The following is a 14,485-nucleotide window of genomic DNA, read 5'->3' on the forward strand; positions in this document are numbered from 1 at the left end:
GGCCGAGCGGCACCGCGAAGGGGAGGGAGGCTCCCGACGGGCCCTACAGCCGCCGGACGATCTGTGCCTCCACGCGTTCGACGAGCGTACGGCTGTAGACGTGGACGAGCGAGAGGTGGAACAGTGCCGGCGCCAGGGGCGCCCACCGGTGGACGCGATCGTCCCGCAGCATGTACCTGACCACCGGTGCGGGCCGGAAGGGGACGTAGTCGATGGCCTGGTGCTCCCACCGGTCCGCGACGCCCCTGCTCATGCGTGCCTGGAGGTCCGTGCTCCTCAGGTCCTTCAGCCGGGCGTAGAAGTGACCGCTCCAGTGGCGCTTGCCCGTGTCCAGCACGAAGGCCAGCAGGTCGAGTGAGTACTCGTGCGGCTCCAGGGAGAGTTCCTCGCGCATCCCTCGCCGGGCCACCGCGTGGAGATCCGGCGCGCTCCTTCCCGACGAGTCGATGTGGCGGGACAGCCCCTCGTTGACGGAGGAGTTCCAGACGCCCGGGGCCATGCGCACCCGGTCACTGCGCCGGCTGACCACGAGCATGTCGTCGGCGGTGACGACCGCGATGTTGACGGCGAAGCTGCACTGCAGGAAGGACGGGGCCTTCAGGGGCTCGTCCGGGTCCAGATAACGGGACCGGGGTGTGCTGCCGTCCGGAAGCCGCCGGTCGAGCTGCTGGGCGGCCAGGAAGGTGTAGTAGTCGGTCGGCCGCAGCCGCAGATGGACTTCGGGTCTCTCGTCGAGGGCGGTCCGGGAGATGTCGAACGATTCGACCGCGTACCGCGGCCCGTTCCACAGGGGGGTGTTTCCCTCGGCGCGCAGGCGCTCGCTCTCGACCGCGATCTCGTCCCGCCAGGACCTCATGCCCGGGGGCAGCTCGACCTCGTCGTCGAGCACGTGGACGTAGACGCTCTCGGGAGGGATGGGGGATTCCCCGTCTCCCTCGACGATCAGGGCAGAGGTCTGCAGGGGCCCGAGCGAGAACGTGCGCCAAGCGGGTCCCGACTCCTCCCGGCGGCCCAGGCTGCGGATCGCCCGCACCGAACGCCTGCGCAGCCGGTACCAGGCGTCCTGCAGCGGCTGCTGGAACAGCACGGCGAACAGCATGCCGATGACGGCACCCGTCACTCCGTTGGCAACATCGATCCCGGCCATAGGAGAGACACCTTAGGAACCTTGATCGACTCAAGCGGCGTCGTGTCCCTTTCGTTACCGGACCGGGCCTCGTCGGACGAGGCGCGGGGCCTGCGCCCGGTCGCCGTGCGGGCGCTCGGGGGCCGGACCTCCTCCTGGAGCCGTACGGACTCCTGTCCCGGTCCGCCGGTGTGCGCGGCTCCCGCCGGAGGCGCAGCTCACGACGGCCGCCGCCCCGGGTGGGAAGTCCCGGGACCCGACGCCGGGGACGGCCGTGACGCCCTCCTGCCCGAGCGGCTCAGGTCACCTCTTCGGTGCCGGGGGACCGGAGCGGTGGGTCGTCGTGGTGAGGCGCCGCAGCGCGGCGCGGGCGGGCGGGCCCCAGGTGCGCTTGCCACCCGGCCGGCCCCGGACGCCCGCCTCTCCGATGAGGAGGCAGGCGAGGGCCTTCAACACCGCCCAGCCACGGGCGCGGCGAAGGGTCGCCGGGTCCGGGACCGGCCGACAGGCGGCGTGGAAGCGGTCGACGGCGCCGTCCGGCAGCAGTGTCCAGGCGGCGGCGAGATCGCAAGCCGGATCGCCCGCGAAGAGATCGCCGAAGTCGATCACACCGCAGAAGGTGCCGTCCGCGGTGAGGACGTTGGCCGGATGCAGATCGCCGTGCAGCCACAGCGCCGGCCCCGTCCAGTCGGGCGCGGCGACGGCGTCCTCCCAGACCGCGCGGACGGCGTCCGGGTCGGCGATCAGCCCCGACTCGGTGGCCGAGGCCAGGGCCCGGGCGAACCCCTCGGCCCGGTCGGTCAGCGGGCCCCCGCGGTCGCGGCCGGCCGGCGCCCCTTCGGGGGCGGGCCGGTGAAGGGTGGTCAGGAAGGCGGCCAGGGTGCCGGCCGATTCCGCGGCGCGCGTGGCGGGGGCGCGGTCGGCGGGTGTTCCCGGCACCCAGGTGGTGACGATCCAAGGCCGCGGAAACCGCTCGGAGGGTTCACCGAGGCGCTGCGGGACGGGGACCGGCAGGGGAAGACGCGGGGCGAGAGCGGGAAGCCAGGCGTGCTCCTTCCGCAGCAGCGCGTCCGCGGACGACGTCGCCCAGGGCAGCCGGACGGCGAGGTCGTCGCCGAGCCGCCACAGCTGGTTGTCCCAGCCCCGCGCACCGAGTCGTACAGGGCGATCGGCCAGGTCGGGGTGCTGGTCGCGCAACAGGTCCCGGACCAGCTCCGCGGTGATCTCGGTCTCGGCGTGGGCCATGCGGAGCCACCATAGCCGGACGGTGCCCCGCCGTGCGTGGCGTCCGGCGCCCCCGTGCCGAGCACCCTTCGGCGGCACGGACTCACCGGTCACCGGCCTCCGGCGGCAAGGACCGGGACCGGTGGCGCGGGACGGTGACCACCCGGTCCACGGGGTTCCGGACCGTCCGCACCGGCCGGAAGCGGCTGTGCCGGAGCGCCGCCCCGGAAGACCTCCCGGAGCGGCGCTCGTGTCCGCGTCAGTCCGCCAGCGGGAGGTACACCCGGTTCCCGCTCGCCGCGAACTCCTTCGCCTTCTGCGCCATGCCCTCCTCGATCTCGGCCCGGCTGCCGCCGTGTTCCCGGCGGATGTCCTGCGAGATCTTCATCGAGCAGAACTTCGGCCCGCACATCGAGCAGAAGTGAGCGGTCTTGGCCGGTTCGGCCGGCAGCGTCTCGTCGTGGAACTCGCGTGCCGTGTCCGGGTCGAGGGCCAGGTTGAACTGGTCCTCCCACCGGAACTCGAAGCGGGCGTCCGACAGCGCGTCGTCCCACTCCTGCGCACCCGGGTGCCCCTTGGCGAGGTCGGCGGCGTGAGCGGCGATCTTGTAGGTGATGACGCCCGTCTTGACGTCGTCGCGGTTGGGCAGGCCCAGGTGCTCCTTGGGCGTGACGTAGCAGAGCATGGCCGTGCCCCACCAGGCGATCATCGCGGCGCCGATGCCGGAGGTGATGTGGTCGTACGCCGGCGCGACGTCCGTGGTCAGCGGGCCGAGCGTGTAGAACGGGGCCTCCTCGCAGATCTCCTGCTGGAGGTCGATGTTCTCCTTGATCTTGTGCATCGGGACATGCCCCGGGCCCTCGATCATGGTCTGGACGTGGAAGCGCTTCGCGATCCGGTTGAGTTCCCCGAGCGTGCGCAGCTCCGCGAACTGGGCCTCGTCGTTGGCGTCCGCGATGGAGCCGGGCCGCAGGCCGTCGCCGAGCGAGTAGGTGACGTCGTACGCGGCGAGGATCTCGCAGAGCTCCTCGAAGTTCTCGTACAGGAACGACTCCCTGTGGTGCGCCAGGCACCACGCGGCCATGATCGATCCGCCGCGCGAGACGATGCCGGTCTTGCGGTTCGCGGTGAGCGGTACGTACGCGAGCCGCACGCCGGCGTGGACCGTCATGTAGTCCACCCCCTGCTCGGCCTGTTCGATGACCGTGTCCTTGTAGATCTCCCAGGTCAGCTCCTCGGCCCTGCCGTCGACCTTCTCCAGGGCCTGGTAGAGCGGCACGGTGCCGATGGGAACGGGGGAGTTGCGCAGCACCCACTCGCGGGTGGTGTGGATGTTGCGGCCGGTGGAGAGGTCCATGACCGTGTCGGCGCCCCAGCGGGTCGCCCAGGTCATCTTCTCCACCTCCTCCTCGATGGAGGAGGTCACCGCCGAGTTGCCGATGTTGGCGTTGACCTTCACCAGGAACCGCTTGCCGATGATCATCGGCTCGATCTCCGGGTGGTTGACGTTGGCCGGCAGCACCGCCCGGCCCGCCGCGATCTCCTCGCGGACCACCTCGGGGGAGACGTTCTCCCGGATCGCCACGAACTCCATCTCGGGCGTGATCTCGCCACGGCGCGCGTACGCCAGCTGCGTGACCGCACGTCCCTCGCGGCCCCGGCGCGGCTGACGCGGCCGGCCGGGGAAGACGGCGTCCAGGTTGCGCAGGCCACCGCGCGGCGAGGTGTGCTTGATCCCGTCGTCCTCGGGGCGGACGGGACGGCCCGCGTACTCCTCCGTGTCGCCGCGGGCGATGATCCAGTTCTCCCGCAGGGGCGCCAGGCCCCTGCGGACGTCGGTGTCGACGAGTGGATCGGTGTACGGGCCCGACGTGTCGTACAGCGTGACCGACTGCCCGTTGGTGAGGTGCACCTGTCGGACCGGCACCCGCAGGTCGGGGCGTGTGCCCTCGACGTACGCCTTGTGCCAGCCGATGGACTTCCCGGCCTCTGCGTCCGCCGACGTCTCCGTCGGGTTCTGCGTGGAGGCAGGCGTGCGTGCGTCCTTGTTGGTCATGAGACCTACTCCCTACGCCGGCATTACCCGGTAACAGGTTCGGCGGTCGACGCAGCGGTTTCCGTCTGCCGACGTTCCGTGTGAAACATCACTCGCACTTCGGTGACGTTTCATGTGAAACATCGCTGGGACGGAGGTCAGCGCCCTCTCAGCCCGGTGCTCCGAGCTCCCGCGTGTACAAAAGGTGACTCCACGCTAGCGTCCTTTCTGGCGCGGTGAACAGAGGGCCCACCTCGTTCTTGCGATGATCGGTCGGTGACCTCGACGCAGCCTCCCCCGTACCCACCGCCCGAACCATCCCGCGGATCCGGCGCCGGAAACGGCGACGGCCATGGCAACGGGGGTGGCTCCGGAGGCGGACACGGCCACTCGCACGGACACGGGCACGGTCCGGCGGCCCCCGTCTCCCAGCACCTGCGCAAGGTCATCGCGGCGATCCTGATCCCGTTCGCCGCGGCGGTGCTGATCGGCCTCGCCGTGCTGTGGCCGGGCGGTGCCCCGGCGCACGAGCGCACCGGCGTCGGTTTCGACCGGCAGACGCAGCACGCCACGGTCACCGAGGTGGTGGAGGTGAGCTGCCAGTCCGTGAACGCCTCCGGAAGCGTTCCGACCGGTGACACCTCCACCGCCGAGGGCTCCTCCGCCCAGCAGCAGGCGACCGGAACCTGCAAGAAGGCGACGATCCGGGTCGACACCGGCACGGACAAGGGCCGTACGTTCACCGAGATCGTGCAGCCGGACCAGTCCCGGCAGCTGAGCGAGGGTCAGGAGGTCATCGTCGCCTACGAGCCCTCAGCGCCCGAGGACCTGCAGTACTCGGTCACCGATGTGAACCGGCGCCTTCCCCTGGCGCTGCTCGCCGGGATCTTCGCGGTCGCCGTCGTGGTCGTGGGGCGGCTGCGCGGTGTGATGGCGCTGATCTCGCTGACGATCAGTTTCCTGGTGCTGAACTTCTTCATCCTGCCCGCGATCCTGCAGGGCTCGAACCCGCTGGTCGTGGCGGTGGTGGGAGCCAGCGCGATCATGCTGGTCGCGCTCTATCTGTGCCACGGGCTGTCGGCGCGTACGTCCGTGGCGGTGCTCGGCACGCTGATCTCCCTGGTACTGATCGGCCTCCTCGGCTCGGTCTTCATCGGCTGGGCCGCGCTGACCGGCAACACCGACGACAACACCGGTCTGATCCACGGGCTGTACCCGGAGATCGACATGAGCGGTCTGCTGCTGGCCGGCGTCATCATCGGTTCGCTCGGTGTCCTCGACGACGTGACGGTCACGCAGACCTCCGCGGTCTGGGAGCTGCACGAGGCCAACCCGTCGATGGGCCGGCGCGGGCTGTACCGCGCGGGCATCCGCATCGGCCGCGATCACATCGCGTCCGTGGTCAACACGCTCGTCCTCGCCTACGCGGGCGCCGCGCTGCCGTTGCTGCTGCTGTTCTCCATCGCGCAGAGCAGCGTGGGGACGGTCGCGAACAGCGAGCTGGTCGCGGAGGAGATCGTGCGGACCCTGATCGGCTCGATCGGCCTGGTCGCCTCGGTGCCGGTCACCACGGCCCTGGCCGCCCTGGTGGTCTCGGCCGACCGGCCGGCGGGTCGGACACCGGCGCAGGGCGGCCGGCCGGCTCCGGCGGGCGGCGGGAGGGGCAGGCGCCGTAAGCGCTGACGCCGACCGCACCGGTCACATCGGCCGGGCCGGTGCGGCCGGTGCCGCCGGGGGCCGTCTCCGCGGAAGCGTTCCTGCGGGACGTGGCGGAACGCGGTGAAGCGTTCCGCCCGGTTCCACCCGACCGGCGTAACGCTTCACCCGGCGCCCTGCTCCGCCAGGATCCGGTCCAGCGCGTCGTCGAGGTGGGCGTCGAAGTCGGCGAGCGCCCCCTCCTGGCCCAACGGCACCAGCTTGTCGGTGCGGTCGAGGAAGGCCACGAGCGGCGCGGTCGACGAACGGAACAGGGCCTGGTCACTGCCCACCTGAAGCCGGATCAACACCTCACCCAGCGTCTCGGGGTCGACCGGTGAGACGCGTACGTCACCCTCGCCGCACGGGCGGCCGACGCCGTCGATCAGCAACTCCCTGCCGAACGCCCAGGTCACGGGAGCGTCCCCGGGCAAGTGGAAGGTCAGCCGCACGGCGTAGGGATCGCAGGTGTCGTAGCGCAGCTCCACCGGGATGCGGAAGGACAGCTCCTCCGACACGAGAAAGCTCATCATGACCTCTGCCTGTACGGATTCGCGCATCGCCTACCCCGTCATTCGCCGCGGACTGGCCGGGCATGGACCCTGACACCTGGTGGAATCTTGCTGAACGTACACAGCAGATCACAAGGAGTGAGTTTTCAGATACTGATAGAGAGCGCCAGTGACCCCACCAGGCGCTCCATCTCGGCCTGCAGTCTCCGTGCCGCGGGGAGCAACCGGTCGGCCTGGTGTGCGGGCAGGGAAATGGCCACCGTCGCGGCCATGGTGCCGACGGTGATCGGGATCGCCGCACAGACCGTCCCCAGGACGTACTCCTGACGCTCCGTCACCGGATCCGTGCGCCGCGTCCGCTCCAGACGCCTCAGCAGGCTCCGCGCGTCCCGCACGGTGTACGGCGTGACGGGCAGCACGGGATGGCGGTCGAGATGGTCGCGGCGGGCCTCCTCGTCGAGCTGGGAGAGCAGGCACTGCCCGACGGCGTGTGCGTGGCCGGTCTGGCGGAAGTCGGCCCACTCCTGTACCGCGGGATGGGCGGAGCTTTCGGAGACGCACACGACGTCGATCTCGCCCTCCCGGTACACCGCGTAGTACACGGGCACCCCGATCGCGTCCCGCCAGTGGGCCAGCAGGTCGACGACCGTGCTGCGACGTTTCTGCTCGGCGCCGCTTCCGGTCAGCCGCTCGGTCGCCTCACCGAGGAAGAACAGCCCTTTGTCCCGGCGCAGATACCCCTCGTGCACGAGGGTGCGCAGCAGGTGGTACGTGGTGGGAAGCGCCAGTCCGGCCTCGCGGGCCAGTTGCTTGGCGGGGGCACCGTACGGGTGTCCGGCGACGGTCTCCAGTAGGCGCATGGCGCGCTGGACGGATCCGATGAGCGTGGTGGTGGGCGGCCGCCGTGCGGAGGACGCCGGTGCGTGGGGCTGCGGGGGGACGCCGGCGGTCAGGTGTGCAGGGACGGTGCCAGTCGTGGCCAAGGGTCACTCCCGAAACGCGAGGGGGCAGCCCGTGCGGGGAAACACGGGTGGGGGTCGCCGCTCGCGGGGATCGTCCCCGCGTCGAGTTCCGGACTCTAACCGGCTGTCACCGCACGCAGACGGCCCGCCGGGGAAACTTCCCCCGCCCGAGGGAACTGGTGATTCCTGTTACCGCACCACCGGTCCCCCTGAGATCACCAGTCGCCGCGCGACGACGAACTCGACGTGAACTTCCGCACGACGTAGATCAGTCCGCCGACCAGGGCCACGAAGACCAGCACCTTGAAGAGCAGTCCGATCACGAAGCCGACCACGTTCGCTATCAGCCCGCCGAACACGACCAGGGCGATGACCGGCACCGCGATCCACTTCACCCACCACGGCAGTCCCGCGAAGATCTCTCGCATCGCCTTGTCCTCTACCTCTCCGCCCGCCGAGTGCCGGGTCGTGTCGATGACGTCCTGCACTCGATGCTAGGGCCGGGGGGCGGGCCGGCGGGGGCCTCGGATCCCTTGTCCTCCCCTGACCCGTCCCCTAGGGAACCCCGAGGCCGCGGCTCAGCTCTCCGGGGGAGAGAACACCACCAGGACCCGCAGGTCCTCGCTGATGTGGTGGAACTTGTGCGCCACACCGGCCGGCACGTACACGACGCTGCCGCGTGCCACCTGGGTGGTCTCCATGCCGACGGTGATCGCCGCCCGGCCGCTGACGACGAAGTACACCTCGTCCTGGTGGTGCGGCTGCTGCGGGTCCTGCTCGCCCGCGTTCAGGGCGTAGAGGCCGACCGACATGTTCCGCTCCCGCAGGAACTGGAGGTACGCCCCGTCGTTGGCGGCGCGCTCCGCCTCCAGTTCGTCCAGCCGGAATGCCTTCATCGCCTCGTCCGCCCCTTGGCTCACTGCTCATGTCCGATCCTGTCTGCCACGATCAGACACATGAAGAATTTCCTAGTCAAGACGGTCGCCAACGCGGGCGCCCTGGCGGTCGCGGTGTGGCTGCTCGACAAGATCACCCTGACCGGTGACAGCACGGGCAAGGAGATAGGCACCCTGCTCCTGGTCGCGCTGCTCTTCGGTCTGGTGAACTCCCTGGTCAAGCCGGTCGTGAAGCTCCTGAGCCTGCCCCTGCTCATCCTGACGCTCGGCCTGTTCACCCTCGTGGTGAACGCGTTGATGCTGCTGCTCACCTCCTGGCTCGCCGGCCTGCTCGACCTGAGCTTCCACGTGGAGGGCTTCTGGACCGCGGTGCTGGGCGGCCTGATCGTCTCGGTCGTCTCCTGGGCGCTCGACGTCGTCCTGCCCGACGGGGACCGAACACGATGACCTACCGCGTCTGCTTCGTCTGCACCGGCAACATCTGCCGCTCCCCGATGGCCGAGTCCGTCTTCCGGGCGCGCGTGGCCGAGGCCGGTCTGGACGGCCTGGTCGAGGTCGACAGCGCCGGCACCGGCGGCTGGCACGAGGGTGACGGCGCCGACCCCCGCACGGTGGCCGTCCTCCGGGAGAGCGGCTACGGCACCGGTCACACGGCCCGGCAGTTCGACCCGTCCTGGTTCGCCCGCCTCGATCTCGTCATCGCGCTCGATTCCGGCCATCTCGAAGCGCTGCGCCGCCTGGCCCCCACGGAGCGGGACGCGGACAAGGTGCGCCTGCTGCGTTCCTACGATCCCGCCGCCGGGGACGACCTCGACGTGCCGGACCCCTACTACGGGGGGGCGGACGGTTTCGACGCATGTCTTGAGATGGTGGAGGCGGCGAGCGACGGTCTGCTCGCCGCGGTACGCGAGCAGGTGGAAGGACGAGCGGCATGAACGATTCGGCGACAGAGGGCGGTCGCGGGGCCACCACGGACGGTTCCGCCACGGGCGCGGCAGGCCCCCTTTCCGGCCACGGTGCGGAACCGGGACTCCCGGGCGGTGCGGGGGACGGCACCCGCGCGGTGCGGGCCGGGCTGCCCGAGCCGGTCAAGCACGAGCCGACCCTGCCCGGTCCCGTGTTCGCCGCCCACTTCCACCTGCCGGGCGATCCCACCGGCCCGTACACGTACGGCCGGGACGAGAACCCGACCTGGACGCTGCTGGAGCGGGCCGTCGCCGAGCTGGAGGCGCCCGGCCAGGAGGGTGCCGAGGCCCTGGTGTTCGCCTCGGGCATGGCCGCGATCTCCGCGGTGCTCTTCTCCCAGCTCCGCGCCGGGGACGTGGTCGTCCTGCCGAGCGACGGTTACCAGGCGCTCCCCCTCGTACGCGCCCAGCTGGAGACGTACGGAATCGAGGTGCGCACCGCGCCGACGGGCGGTGACGCCCAGCTCGAGGTCCTCGACGGCGCGAAGCTGCTGTGGATCGAGACGCCGTCGAATCCCGGACTGGACGTGTGCGACGTGCGGCGGCTCGCCGACGCGGCACACGCGCAGGGCACCCTGGTCGCCGTCGACAACACCCTCGCGACACCGCTCGGCCAGCGCCCGCTGGAACTGGGGGCCGACTTCGCGGTGGCCAGCGGCACCAAGCAGCTCACCGGGCACGGAGACGTCCTCCTGGGATACGTCACCGGCCGCGACGCCGAGGCCATGGCCGCCGTCCGCCGCTGGCGCAAGATCGTCGGTGCCATTCCCGGGCCCATGGAGGCCTGGCTGGCGCACCGCTCCATCGCCACGCTCCAGTTGCGCGTCGACCGGCAGAACGCCACCGCTCTGACGCTCGCCCGGGCGCTGCGGAAGCGGCCCGAGGTGACGGGGCTCCGCTACCCCGGGCTGCCGGACGATCCCTCGCACGCGATCGCTGCGCAGCAGATGCGGCGTTACGGGTGCGTGGTGTCCTTCACCCTGCCCACACGCGCGCGGGCCGACCGTTTCCTCGACAGGCTGCGGCTCGTGGACGACGCGACGAGCTTCGGCGGCGTGCGCTCCACCGCGGAGCGGCGCGGCCGGTGGGGCGGGGACGCGGTGCCGGAGGGCTTCATCCGCTTCTCCGTGGGTGCCGAGGACCCCGAGGACCTGGTGGCGGACGTGCTGCGCGCACTGGACGAATCCGCCGGATGACCGCCTGCGCGGTGGATCGCCGGGTGCACCGCGCCTCGCGGCGGACGGTCCGAGCCTCCCCCCTCGTGGCTCGGACCGTCCTCGGTTCCGCGCGCGAAGAACCGCGCGACCTAGGCTAGTTGACTCAATGTCAGTGTCCAATTACAGCAGCGACAGCGACCTATCGACTTATTTATAGTTGGCGCGTCCGAAGCCGGCAGCGGGGCTGACAGGGGGAGGGTGTGCGGTGGATCTGGCCTTGCTGCGGACCTTCGTGACCGTGCACCGGGCCGGTTCCTTCACGCGCGCCGCCGCCCTGCTCGGCCTCTCCCAGCCGGCCGTCACCTCCCAGATACGGACGCTGGAGCGCCAGCTGGGGCGGCCCCTGTTCCTGCGGCAGGCCCGCGGTGTGACGCCGACGACCATCGGGGACGAGCTCGCGCACAAGGCGGCACCGCACCTCGACGCACTCGTGGAGATAGCCGAGTCCGGTATCGAGGAGGACTCCTCCTTACGGACCCTGCACCTGGCCGGACCTCCGGAGTTCACCGCCGAGCGGGCGCTGCCCGCCCTTACGGAGCTGACCGGCGAGGACGGCCGGAGCTTCGCCCTGCGGGTCTCCTTCGGCACCGCCGAGGAGGCGCTGGAGGGGCTGGCCGCCGGACATCATGATCTGGCCATCAGCACGGTCCGGCCCCGCGGCACCCTGCTCTCGGCGACCACGCTCTGTGACGAGGAGCATGTGCTGGTCGCCGCCCCGAGCTGGGCCGAGCGGATCGGCTCCGGCGCGGTCCGCCATGCCGGAGCCTCCGTCCTGGAGCGGGTCCCGGTGATCGAGGTGCACGAGTCGCTGCCGTTCGTCTCCCGCTACTGGGCCTCGGTGTTCGACTCCCGTCCCGTCACCCCGGGAACCGTGATCGTCCCGGATCTACGCGCGGTGCTGGCCTGCGCCGCGGCGGGCGCGGGGCTGGCGGTGCTGCCCCGCTATCTGTGCGCGGCGGCGCTCGAGCGGAGAGAGGTGATCACTCTGCACGAACCCGCGGTGCCCCCGTTGCGGACGTACTTCCTGGTGGTCCGCACCGGCACCCTGGCGATGCCGCCCATCGCCCGCGCCTACGAGCGGTTGCAACAGGCGGCCACCGGCTGGTGCTGACCCTCCGGCGGATGCCTCACTCCGGGAAGCCGACCGGTGACGTTTCGCTATGTTTCACGTGGAACCAGTCGGGCCACATTTCCCCCATGACCGTCCGACCCGTGGTCAAGCGCACCGCTCGTGCCGTTCTGCTGGACGGCGACGACCTGGTCCTGATCAAGCGCACCAAGCCCGGCGTGGACCCCTACTGGGTCACCCCCGGCGGCGGAGTCGAGCCGAAGGACCCGACCGTCGTCGACGCCCTGCACCGAGAGGTGTACGAGGAACTCGGCGCCAAGATCACCGATGTGGTGCCCTGCTTCGTCGACACCGTGGAGCACATCGGCGAGGACGGCGGCGCCACCGGTGTGAAGGTGCAACACTTCTTCGTCTGCCGCCTGGAATCCATGGACCCGTCCCTGCGGCACGGCCCGGAGGTCGACGAGCCGATGGGCGAGTACGAGATCGTCCGCGTACCGTTCACCCGCGTCGGCATCGCCTCGGTCCACCTCGTACCGCTCTCGCTGCGGCACTACCTGGACGGAAACATCGAGGGTGTGCGCGCGATGCACGCTCCCGACCTCGGCTGACGTCCGACCGTCACGCTGCGCGCACCAACTCGTAGGCCTCCCAGAGATCCCTCCCCGTGTAGGAATGGGTCGCGAGACCCTCCAGATGCCGGTCCGCGTTGACCGCGACGGAGACCGGCACCGCGCCGAACAGGTCCTTGTCCGACATCGAGTCCCCATAGGCGACGCAGTCCGCGCGCGTCACTCCGAACTCCGCACACAGCCGATCGGCGATCCGGACCTTGGCCGCTGCGTTGAGCACGCCCGTCGGGTCCACCGGCTCCGTGAACGGCACGGCGGGAAAGCGTGATCCGTACGCCGCGTGCGCCCCCCAGCCGATGAGCCGTTCCACGAAGAAGGAAGGGGAGAGAGACACCACGGCGCAGTAGTCACCGTTCCGCGTGAGGTCTGCCCAGACCTCGCGGATACGGGCCAGCCACGGGGCCGCTTCGAACGCCGCCGCCACATGTGCCTCGGTGAGACTCGCCCAAAGGGCGTGCACCTGTGCCGCGTACTCCGGTGGCCCGATGAGCCCCGCCGAGATCGCTCGCTCCAGGGCCACCGTCTCGGTCTCCCGTCCCAGCTGCCGCGATATCTCCACAGGAGCCGTGCTGCCGTGCAGCAGGGTGCCGTCGAGATCGAAGAGATGAAGCCTCGCCATGGGCCAGGAGATTAACCGGGTTTCACGTGAAACATCCCGTGCTCGCGCCCCGGGCTTGAACGGCCGTTCTACCGCCGGCCGGGGCATGGCCGAAAGCGGGCCGAGTCTCCGGAAACAGGTGGACGCCGACACCCCTGGTCGGACAGCCTGACCTGCGTGCCGACACCTTCCCTTGCTTCTTTGCCCGTCCGCCGTCTGACGCTCCGCGATCTCGCCGCCTGCGCCGACTTGTCCGAGGACCGGGGGTGGCCACGGGAGGAGCACAAGTGGGGACTTCTCCTCTCGGCCGGAAAGGGGTACGGCATCGACGACCCCGACGGTGGTCTGGTGACCGCCTGCGTCGTCACCGAGTACGGATCGCAGGAGCGTCCCACCCTGGGAGCCGTCGGCATGGTTCTGGTCGCTGAACGGCACGCCCGCCAGGGCGTGGGACGCCGGCTGATGCGTCACATCGTCTCGTCGATGGGCACCACGCCGCTCACCCTGCACGCGACCCCCCACGGCCTTCCTCTCTACGAGGAACTGGGCTTCAAGGCCATCGGCCGGGCGGAGATGCTGCGAGGTCACTTCGTCCCCACGGGGGCACAGCACGAGGTCGCCACCCGCGCCGCGACCGCCGAGGACCTTCCCGCGATCCTCCGACTGGACGAGGAGGTGTTCGGGGCCGACCGCACCCACATCCTCGCCCGCCTTCCTGCCTTCGCCGATCAGCTGCGGGTCGCCGAGGAGGACGGACGGCTCACCGGGTACGCGGCCGCCTGGCCCAACATGGACACGCACGTCGTCGGTCCGCTGATCGCCCGCGACACTCCGACGGCTCAGGCACTCCTCGCTTCACTCGCCGCCCACACGGACCGGCCGCTGCGCACCGACATCGACGTGCGGCACGAGGAGTTCCTGGGCTGGGCGAAGGAGCACGGGCTGACGTCCGTCGCGTTCAACGCCGTCATGGCGTACGGGATCACGGAGCTGCCCGGGGACTGGCGCCGCCGGTTCGCCCCGGTGACGGTCGCGGCGGGCTGACGCTCTCCGCCGATACGGCGACGCCGGCTCCCGACAGGTTCGGGAGCCGGCGTCGCCGTATCGGCGGAGGCCCGTCGTCAGACGAGGCCCTCCGCGGCGGTCGTGGCAAAACCGTGGTCCTGCTCCGGAGCCCCGCCTCCGACACCGATCGCACCGATCAGCCGGCCGTCGCGCCGGATGGGCACGCCCCCGGCGATGAACAGCAGCGGCCGGTCGAGTGCCGTGGGCAGGGTGTGGAAGAGGCCGCCGGGCTGCACGGTGTCCACGAGGTCGGCGGTGGGCGCGTTCAGCTGGAGCGCGGTGTACGCCTTGCGGGTGCTGGTCTCACCGGAGATCAGCACGGCACGGTCGTCCCTGCGGAAAGCGAGCAGGTGCCCGCCGGCGTCGAGGACGGTGACGCTGACCTTGACACCGGCGGCCTCGGCGGCCTGGTGTGCGGCGGCGATGAGGGCCTCGGCGTCCGCGATGGTGAGCGGGGCGACGGCGGTGGTGGTGCTCATGAAGAGGTTC

16 protein-coding genes and 1 riboswitch are annotated in these 14,485 nt (G+C 70.8%); of the genes, 7 read left to right on the forward strand and 9 right to left on the reverse strand.

Annotated features, from left to right (window positions below; translation table 11 throughout):
* Positions 1-43 precede the first annotated feature (43 nt).
* From GL259_RS19625 to thiC, 3 genes are all read right to left on the reverse strand, one after another.
* Entirely contained in the window at positions 44-1,147 is a 1,104-nt protein-coding gene (locus GL259_RS19625) for a hypothetical protein (RefSeq protein ID WP_159534578.1), read from the reverse strand.
* 282 nt (positions 1,148-1,429) lie between these two features.
* A complete protein-coding gene (locus tag GL259_RS19630) occupies positions 1,430-2,371 on the reverse strand; it encodes an aminoglycoside phosphotransferase family protein (protein ID WP_159534580.1) in 942 nt (313 codons plus the stop codon).
* Positions 2,372-2,609: 238 nt separating this feature from the next.
* Positions 2,610-4,406, reverse strand: a complete 1,797-nt coding sequence (gene thiC, locus GL259_RS19635; RefSeq protein WP_159534582.1) for a phosphomethylpyrimidine synthase ThiC — start codon at positions 4,404-4,406, stop codon at positions 2,610-2,612.
* A riboswitch (TPP riboswitch) is annotated at positions 4,399-4,589 on the reverse strand. Its footprint overlaps the gene before it by 8 nt.
* Before the next feature lie 72 nt (positions 4,590-4,661).
* Between thiC and GL259_RS19640 the strand changes: the two genes are divergently transcribed.
* On the forward strand, positions 4,662-6,068 hold the full coding sequence (locus tag GL259_RS19640; protein WP_159534584.1) for a YibE/F family protein: 1,407 nt from the start codon (positions 4,662-4,664) through the stop codon (positions 6,066-6,068).
* Positions 6,069-6,205: 137 nt separating this feature from the next.
* Here the strand turns inward: GL259_RS19640 and GL259_RS19645 are convergent, their stop codons facing one another.
* From GL259_RS19645 to GL259_RS19660, 4 genes are all read right to left on the reverse strand, one after another.
* Positions 6,206-6,640 carry an SsgA family sporulation/cell division regulator gene (locus GL259_RS19645; protein WP_159534586.1) on the reverse strand — a complete coding sequence of 145 codons (435 nt, stop codon included), beginning with the start codon at positions 6,638-6,640 and terminating at the stop codon, positions 6,206-6,208.
* Positions 6,641-6,738: 98 nt separating this feature from the next.
* On the reverse strand, positions 6,739-7,473 hold the full coding sequence (locus GL259_RS19650) for an IclR family transcriptional regulator C-terminal domain-containing protein (RefSeq protein WP_279578652.1): 735 nt from the start codon (positions 7,471-7,473) through the stop codon (positions 6,739-6,741).
* Between the two features lie 296 nt (positions 7,474-7,769).
* A complete protein-coding gene (locus GL259_RS19655) occupies positions 7,770-7,982 on the reverse strand; it encodes a DUF5326 family protein (RefSeq protein ID WP_159534588.1) in 213 nt (70 codons plus the stop codon).
* A 150-nt stretch (positions 7,983-8,132) separates the two neighbouring features.
* The gene (locus tag GL259_RS19660) at positions 8,133-8,450 is read right to left on the reverse strand and encodes a cupin domain-containing protein (RefSeq protein WP_142194348.1); all 318 of its coding nucleotides are present in this window, start codon (positions 8,448-8,450) and stop codon (positions 8,133-8,135) included.
* 60 nt (positions 8,451-8,510) lie between these two features.
* Between GL259_RS19660 and GL259_RS19665 the strand changes: the two genes are divergently transcribed.
* The 5 genes from GL259_RS19665 (at position 8,511) to GL259_RS19685 (ending at position 12,312) form a co-directional block, all read left to right on the forward strand.
* Positions 8,511-8,897 (forward strand): phage holin family protein, encoded by a 387-nt coding sequence (locus GL259_RS19665; protein ID WP_159534590.1) that lies wholly within the window; start codon positions 8,511-8,513, stop codon positions 8,895-8,897.
* A complete protein-coding gene (locus GL259_RS19670; protein ID WP_159534592.1) occupies positions 8,894-9,385 on the forward strand; it encodes a low molecular weight protein-tyrosine-phosphatase in 492 nt (163 codons plus the stop codon). The genes GL259_RS19665 and GL259_RS19670 overlap by 4 nt, the downstream gene beginning before the upstream one ends.
* A complete protein-coding gene (locus GL259_RS19675; RefSeq protein WP_159534594.1) occupies positions 9,382-10,611 on the forward strand; it encodes a cystathionine gamma-lyase in 1,230 nt (409 codons plus the stop codon). The genes GL259_RS19670 and GL259_RS19675 overlap by 4 nt, the downstream gene beginning before the upstream one ends.
* 226 nt (positions 10,612-10,837) lie before the next feature.
* Positions 10,838-11,743 (forward strand): LysR family transcriptional regulator, encoded by a 906-nt coding sequence (locus GL259_RS19680; protein WP_159534596.1) that lies wholly within the window; start codon positions 10,838-10,840, stop codon positions 11,741-11,743.
* 86 nt (positions 11,744-11,829) lie between these two features.
* Positions 11,830-12,312, forward strand: a complete 483-nt coding sequence (locus GL259_RS19685) for an NUDIX hydrolase (RefSeq protein WP_159534598.1) — start codon at positions 11,830-11,832, stop codon at positions 12,310-12,312.
* 10 nt (positions 12,313-12,322) lie between these two features.
* Here the strand turns inward: GL259_RS19685 and GL259_RS19690 are convergent, their stop codons facing one another.
* A complete protein-coding gene (locus tag GL259_RS19690) occupies positions 12,323-12,952 on the reverse strand; it encodes a haloacid dehalogenase-like hydrolase (protein ID WP_159534600.1) in 630 nt (209 codons plus the stop codon).
* Positions 12,953-13,108: 156 nt separating this feature from the next.
* Between GL259_RS19690 and GL259_RS19695 the strand changes: the two genes are divergently transcribed.
* Positions 13,109-13,975: a GNAT family N-acetyltransferase gene (locus tag GL259_RS19695; RefSeq protein ID WP_159534602.1), complete on the forward strand. Its 867-nt coding sequence runs from the start codon at positions 13,109-13,111 to the stop codon at positions 13,973-13,975.
* A gap of 77 nt (positions 13,976-14,052) precedes the next feature.
* On the opposite strand, the gene GL259_RS19700 is transcribed toward GL259_RS19695, so the two are convergent.
* Positions 14,053-14,475 (reverse strand): heme-binding protein, encoded by a 423-nt coding sequence (locus GL259_RS19700; RefSeq protein WP_159534604.1) that lies wholly within the window; start codon positions 14,473-14,475, stop codon positions 14,053-14,055.
* Positions 14,476-14,485 lie beyond the last annotated feature (10 nt).

It is taken from the genome of Streptomyces sp. Tu 3180 (assembly GCF_009852415.1).
In the GTDB taxonomy this organism is placed as follows: Bacteria; Actinomycetota; Actinomycetes; order Streptomycetales; family Streptomycetaceae; genus Streptomyces.

What these genes read in the sequence shown, in the direction of transcription:
- GL259_RS19625 (WP_159534578.1), bottom strand. Translation starts at nt 1,147, where the DNA reads ATGGCCGGGATCGATGTTGCCAACGGAGTGACGGGTGCCGTCATCGGC.
- GL259_RS19660 (WP_142194348.1), bottom strand. Translation starts at nt 8,450, where the DNA reads ATGAAGGCATTCCGGCTGGACGAACTGGAGGCGGAGCGCGCCGCCAAC.
- GL259_RS19700 (WP_159534604.1), bottom strand. Translation starts at nt 14,475, where the DNA reads ATGAGCACCACCACCGCCGTCGCCCCGCTCACCATCGCGGACGCCGAG.
- GL259_RS19685 (WP_159534598.1), top strand. Translation starts at nt 11,830, where the DNA reads ATGACCGTCCGACCCGTGGTCAAGCGCACCGCTCGTGCCGTTCTGCTG.
- GL259_RS19665 (WP_159534590.1), top strand. Translation starts at nt 8,511, where the DNA reads ATGAAGAATTTCCTAGTCAAGACGGTCGCCAACGCGGGCGCCCTGGCG.
- GL259_RS19645 (WP_159534586.1), bottom strand. Translation starts at nt 6,640, where the DNA reads ATGCGCGAATCCGTACAGGCAGAGGTCATGATGAGCTTTCTCGTGTCG.
- GL259_RS19630 (WP_159534580.1), bottom strand. Translation starts at nt 2,371, where the DNA reads ATGGCCCACGCCGAGACCGAGATCACCGCGGAGCTGGTCCGGGACCTG.
- GL259_RS19675 (WP_159534594.1), top strand. Translation starts at nt 9,382, where the DNA reads ATGAACGATTCGGCGACAGAGGGCGGTCGCGGGGCCACCACGGACGGT.
- GL259_RS19655 (WP_159534588.1), bottom strand. Translation starts at nt 7,982, where the DNA reads ATGCGAGAGATCTTCGCGGGACTGCCGTGGTGGGTGAAGTGGATCGCG.
- GL259_RS19690 (WP_159534600.1), bottom strand. Translation starts at nt 12,952, where the DNA reads ATGGCGAGGCTTCATCTCTTCGATCTCGACGGCACCCTGCTGCACGGC.
- thiC (WP_159534582.1), bottom strand. Translation starts at nt 4,406, where the DNA reads ATGACCAACAAGGACGCACGCACGCCTGCCTCCACGCAGAACCCGACG.
- GL259_RS19670 (WP_159534592.1), top strand. Translation starts at nt 8,894, where the DNA reads ATGACCTACCGCGTCTGCTTCGTCTGCACCGGCAACATCTGCCGCTCC.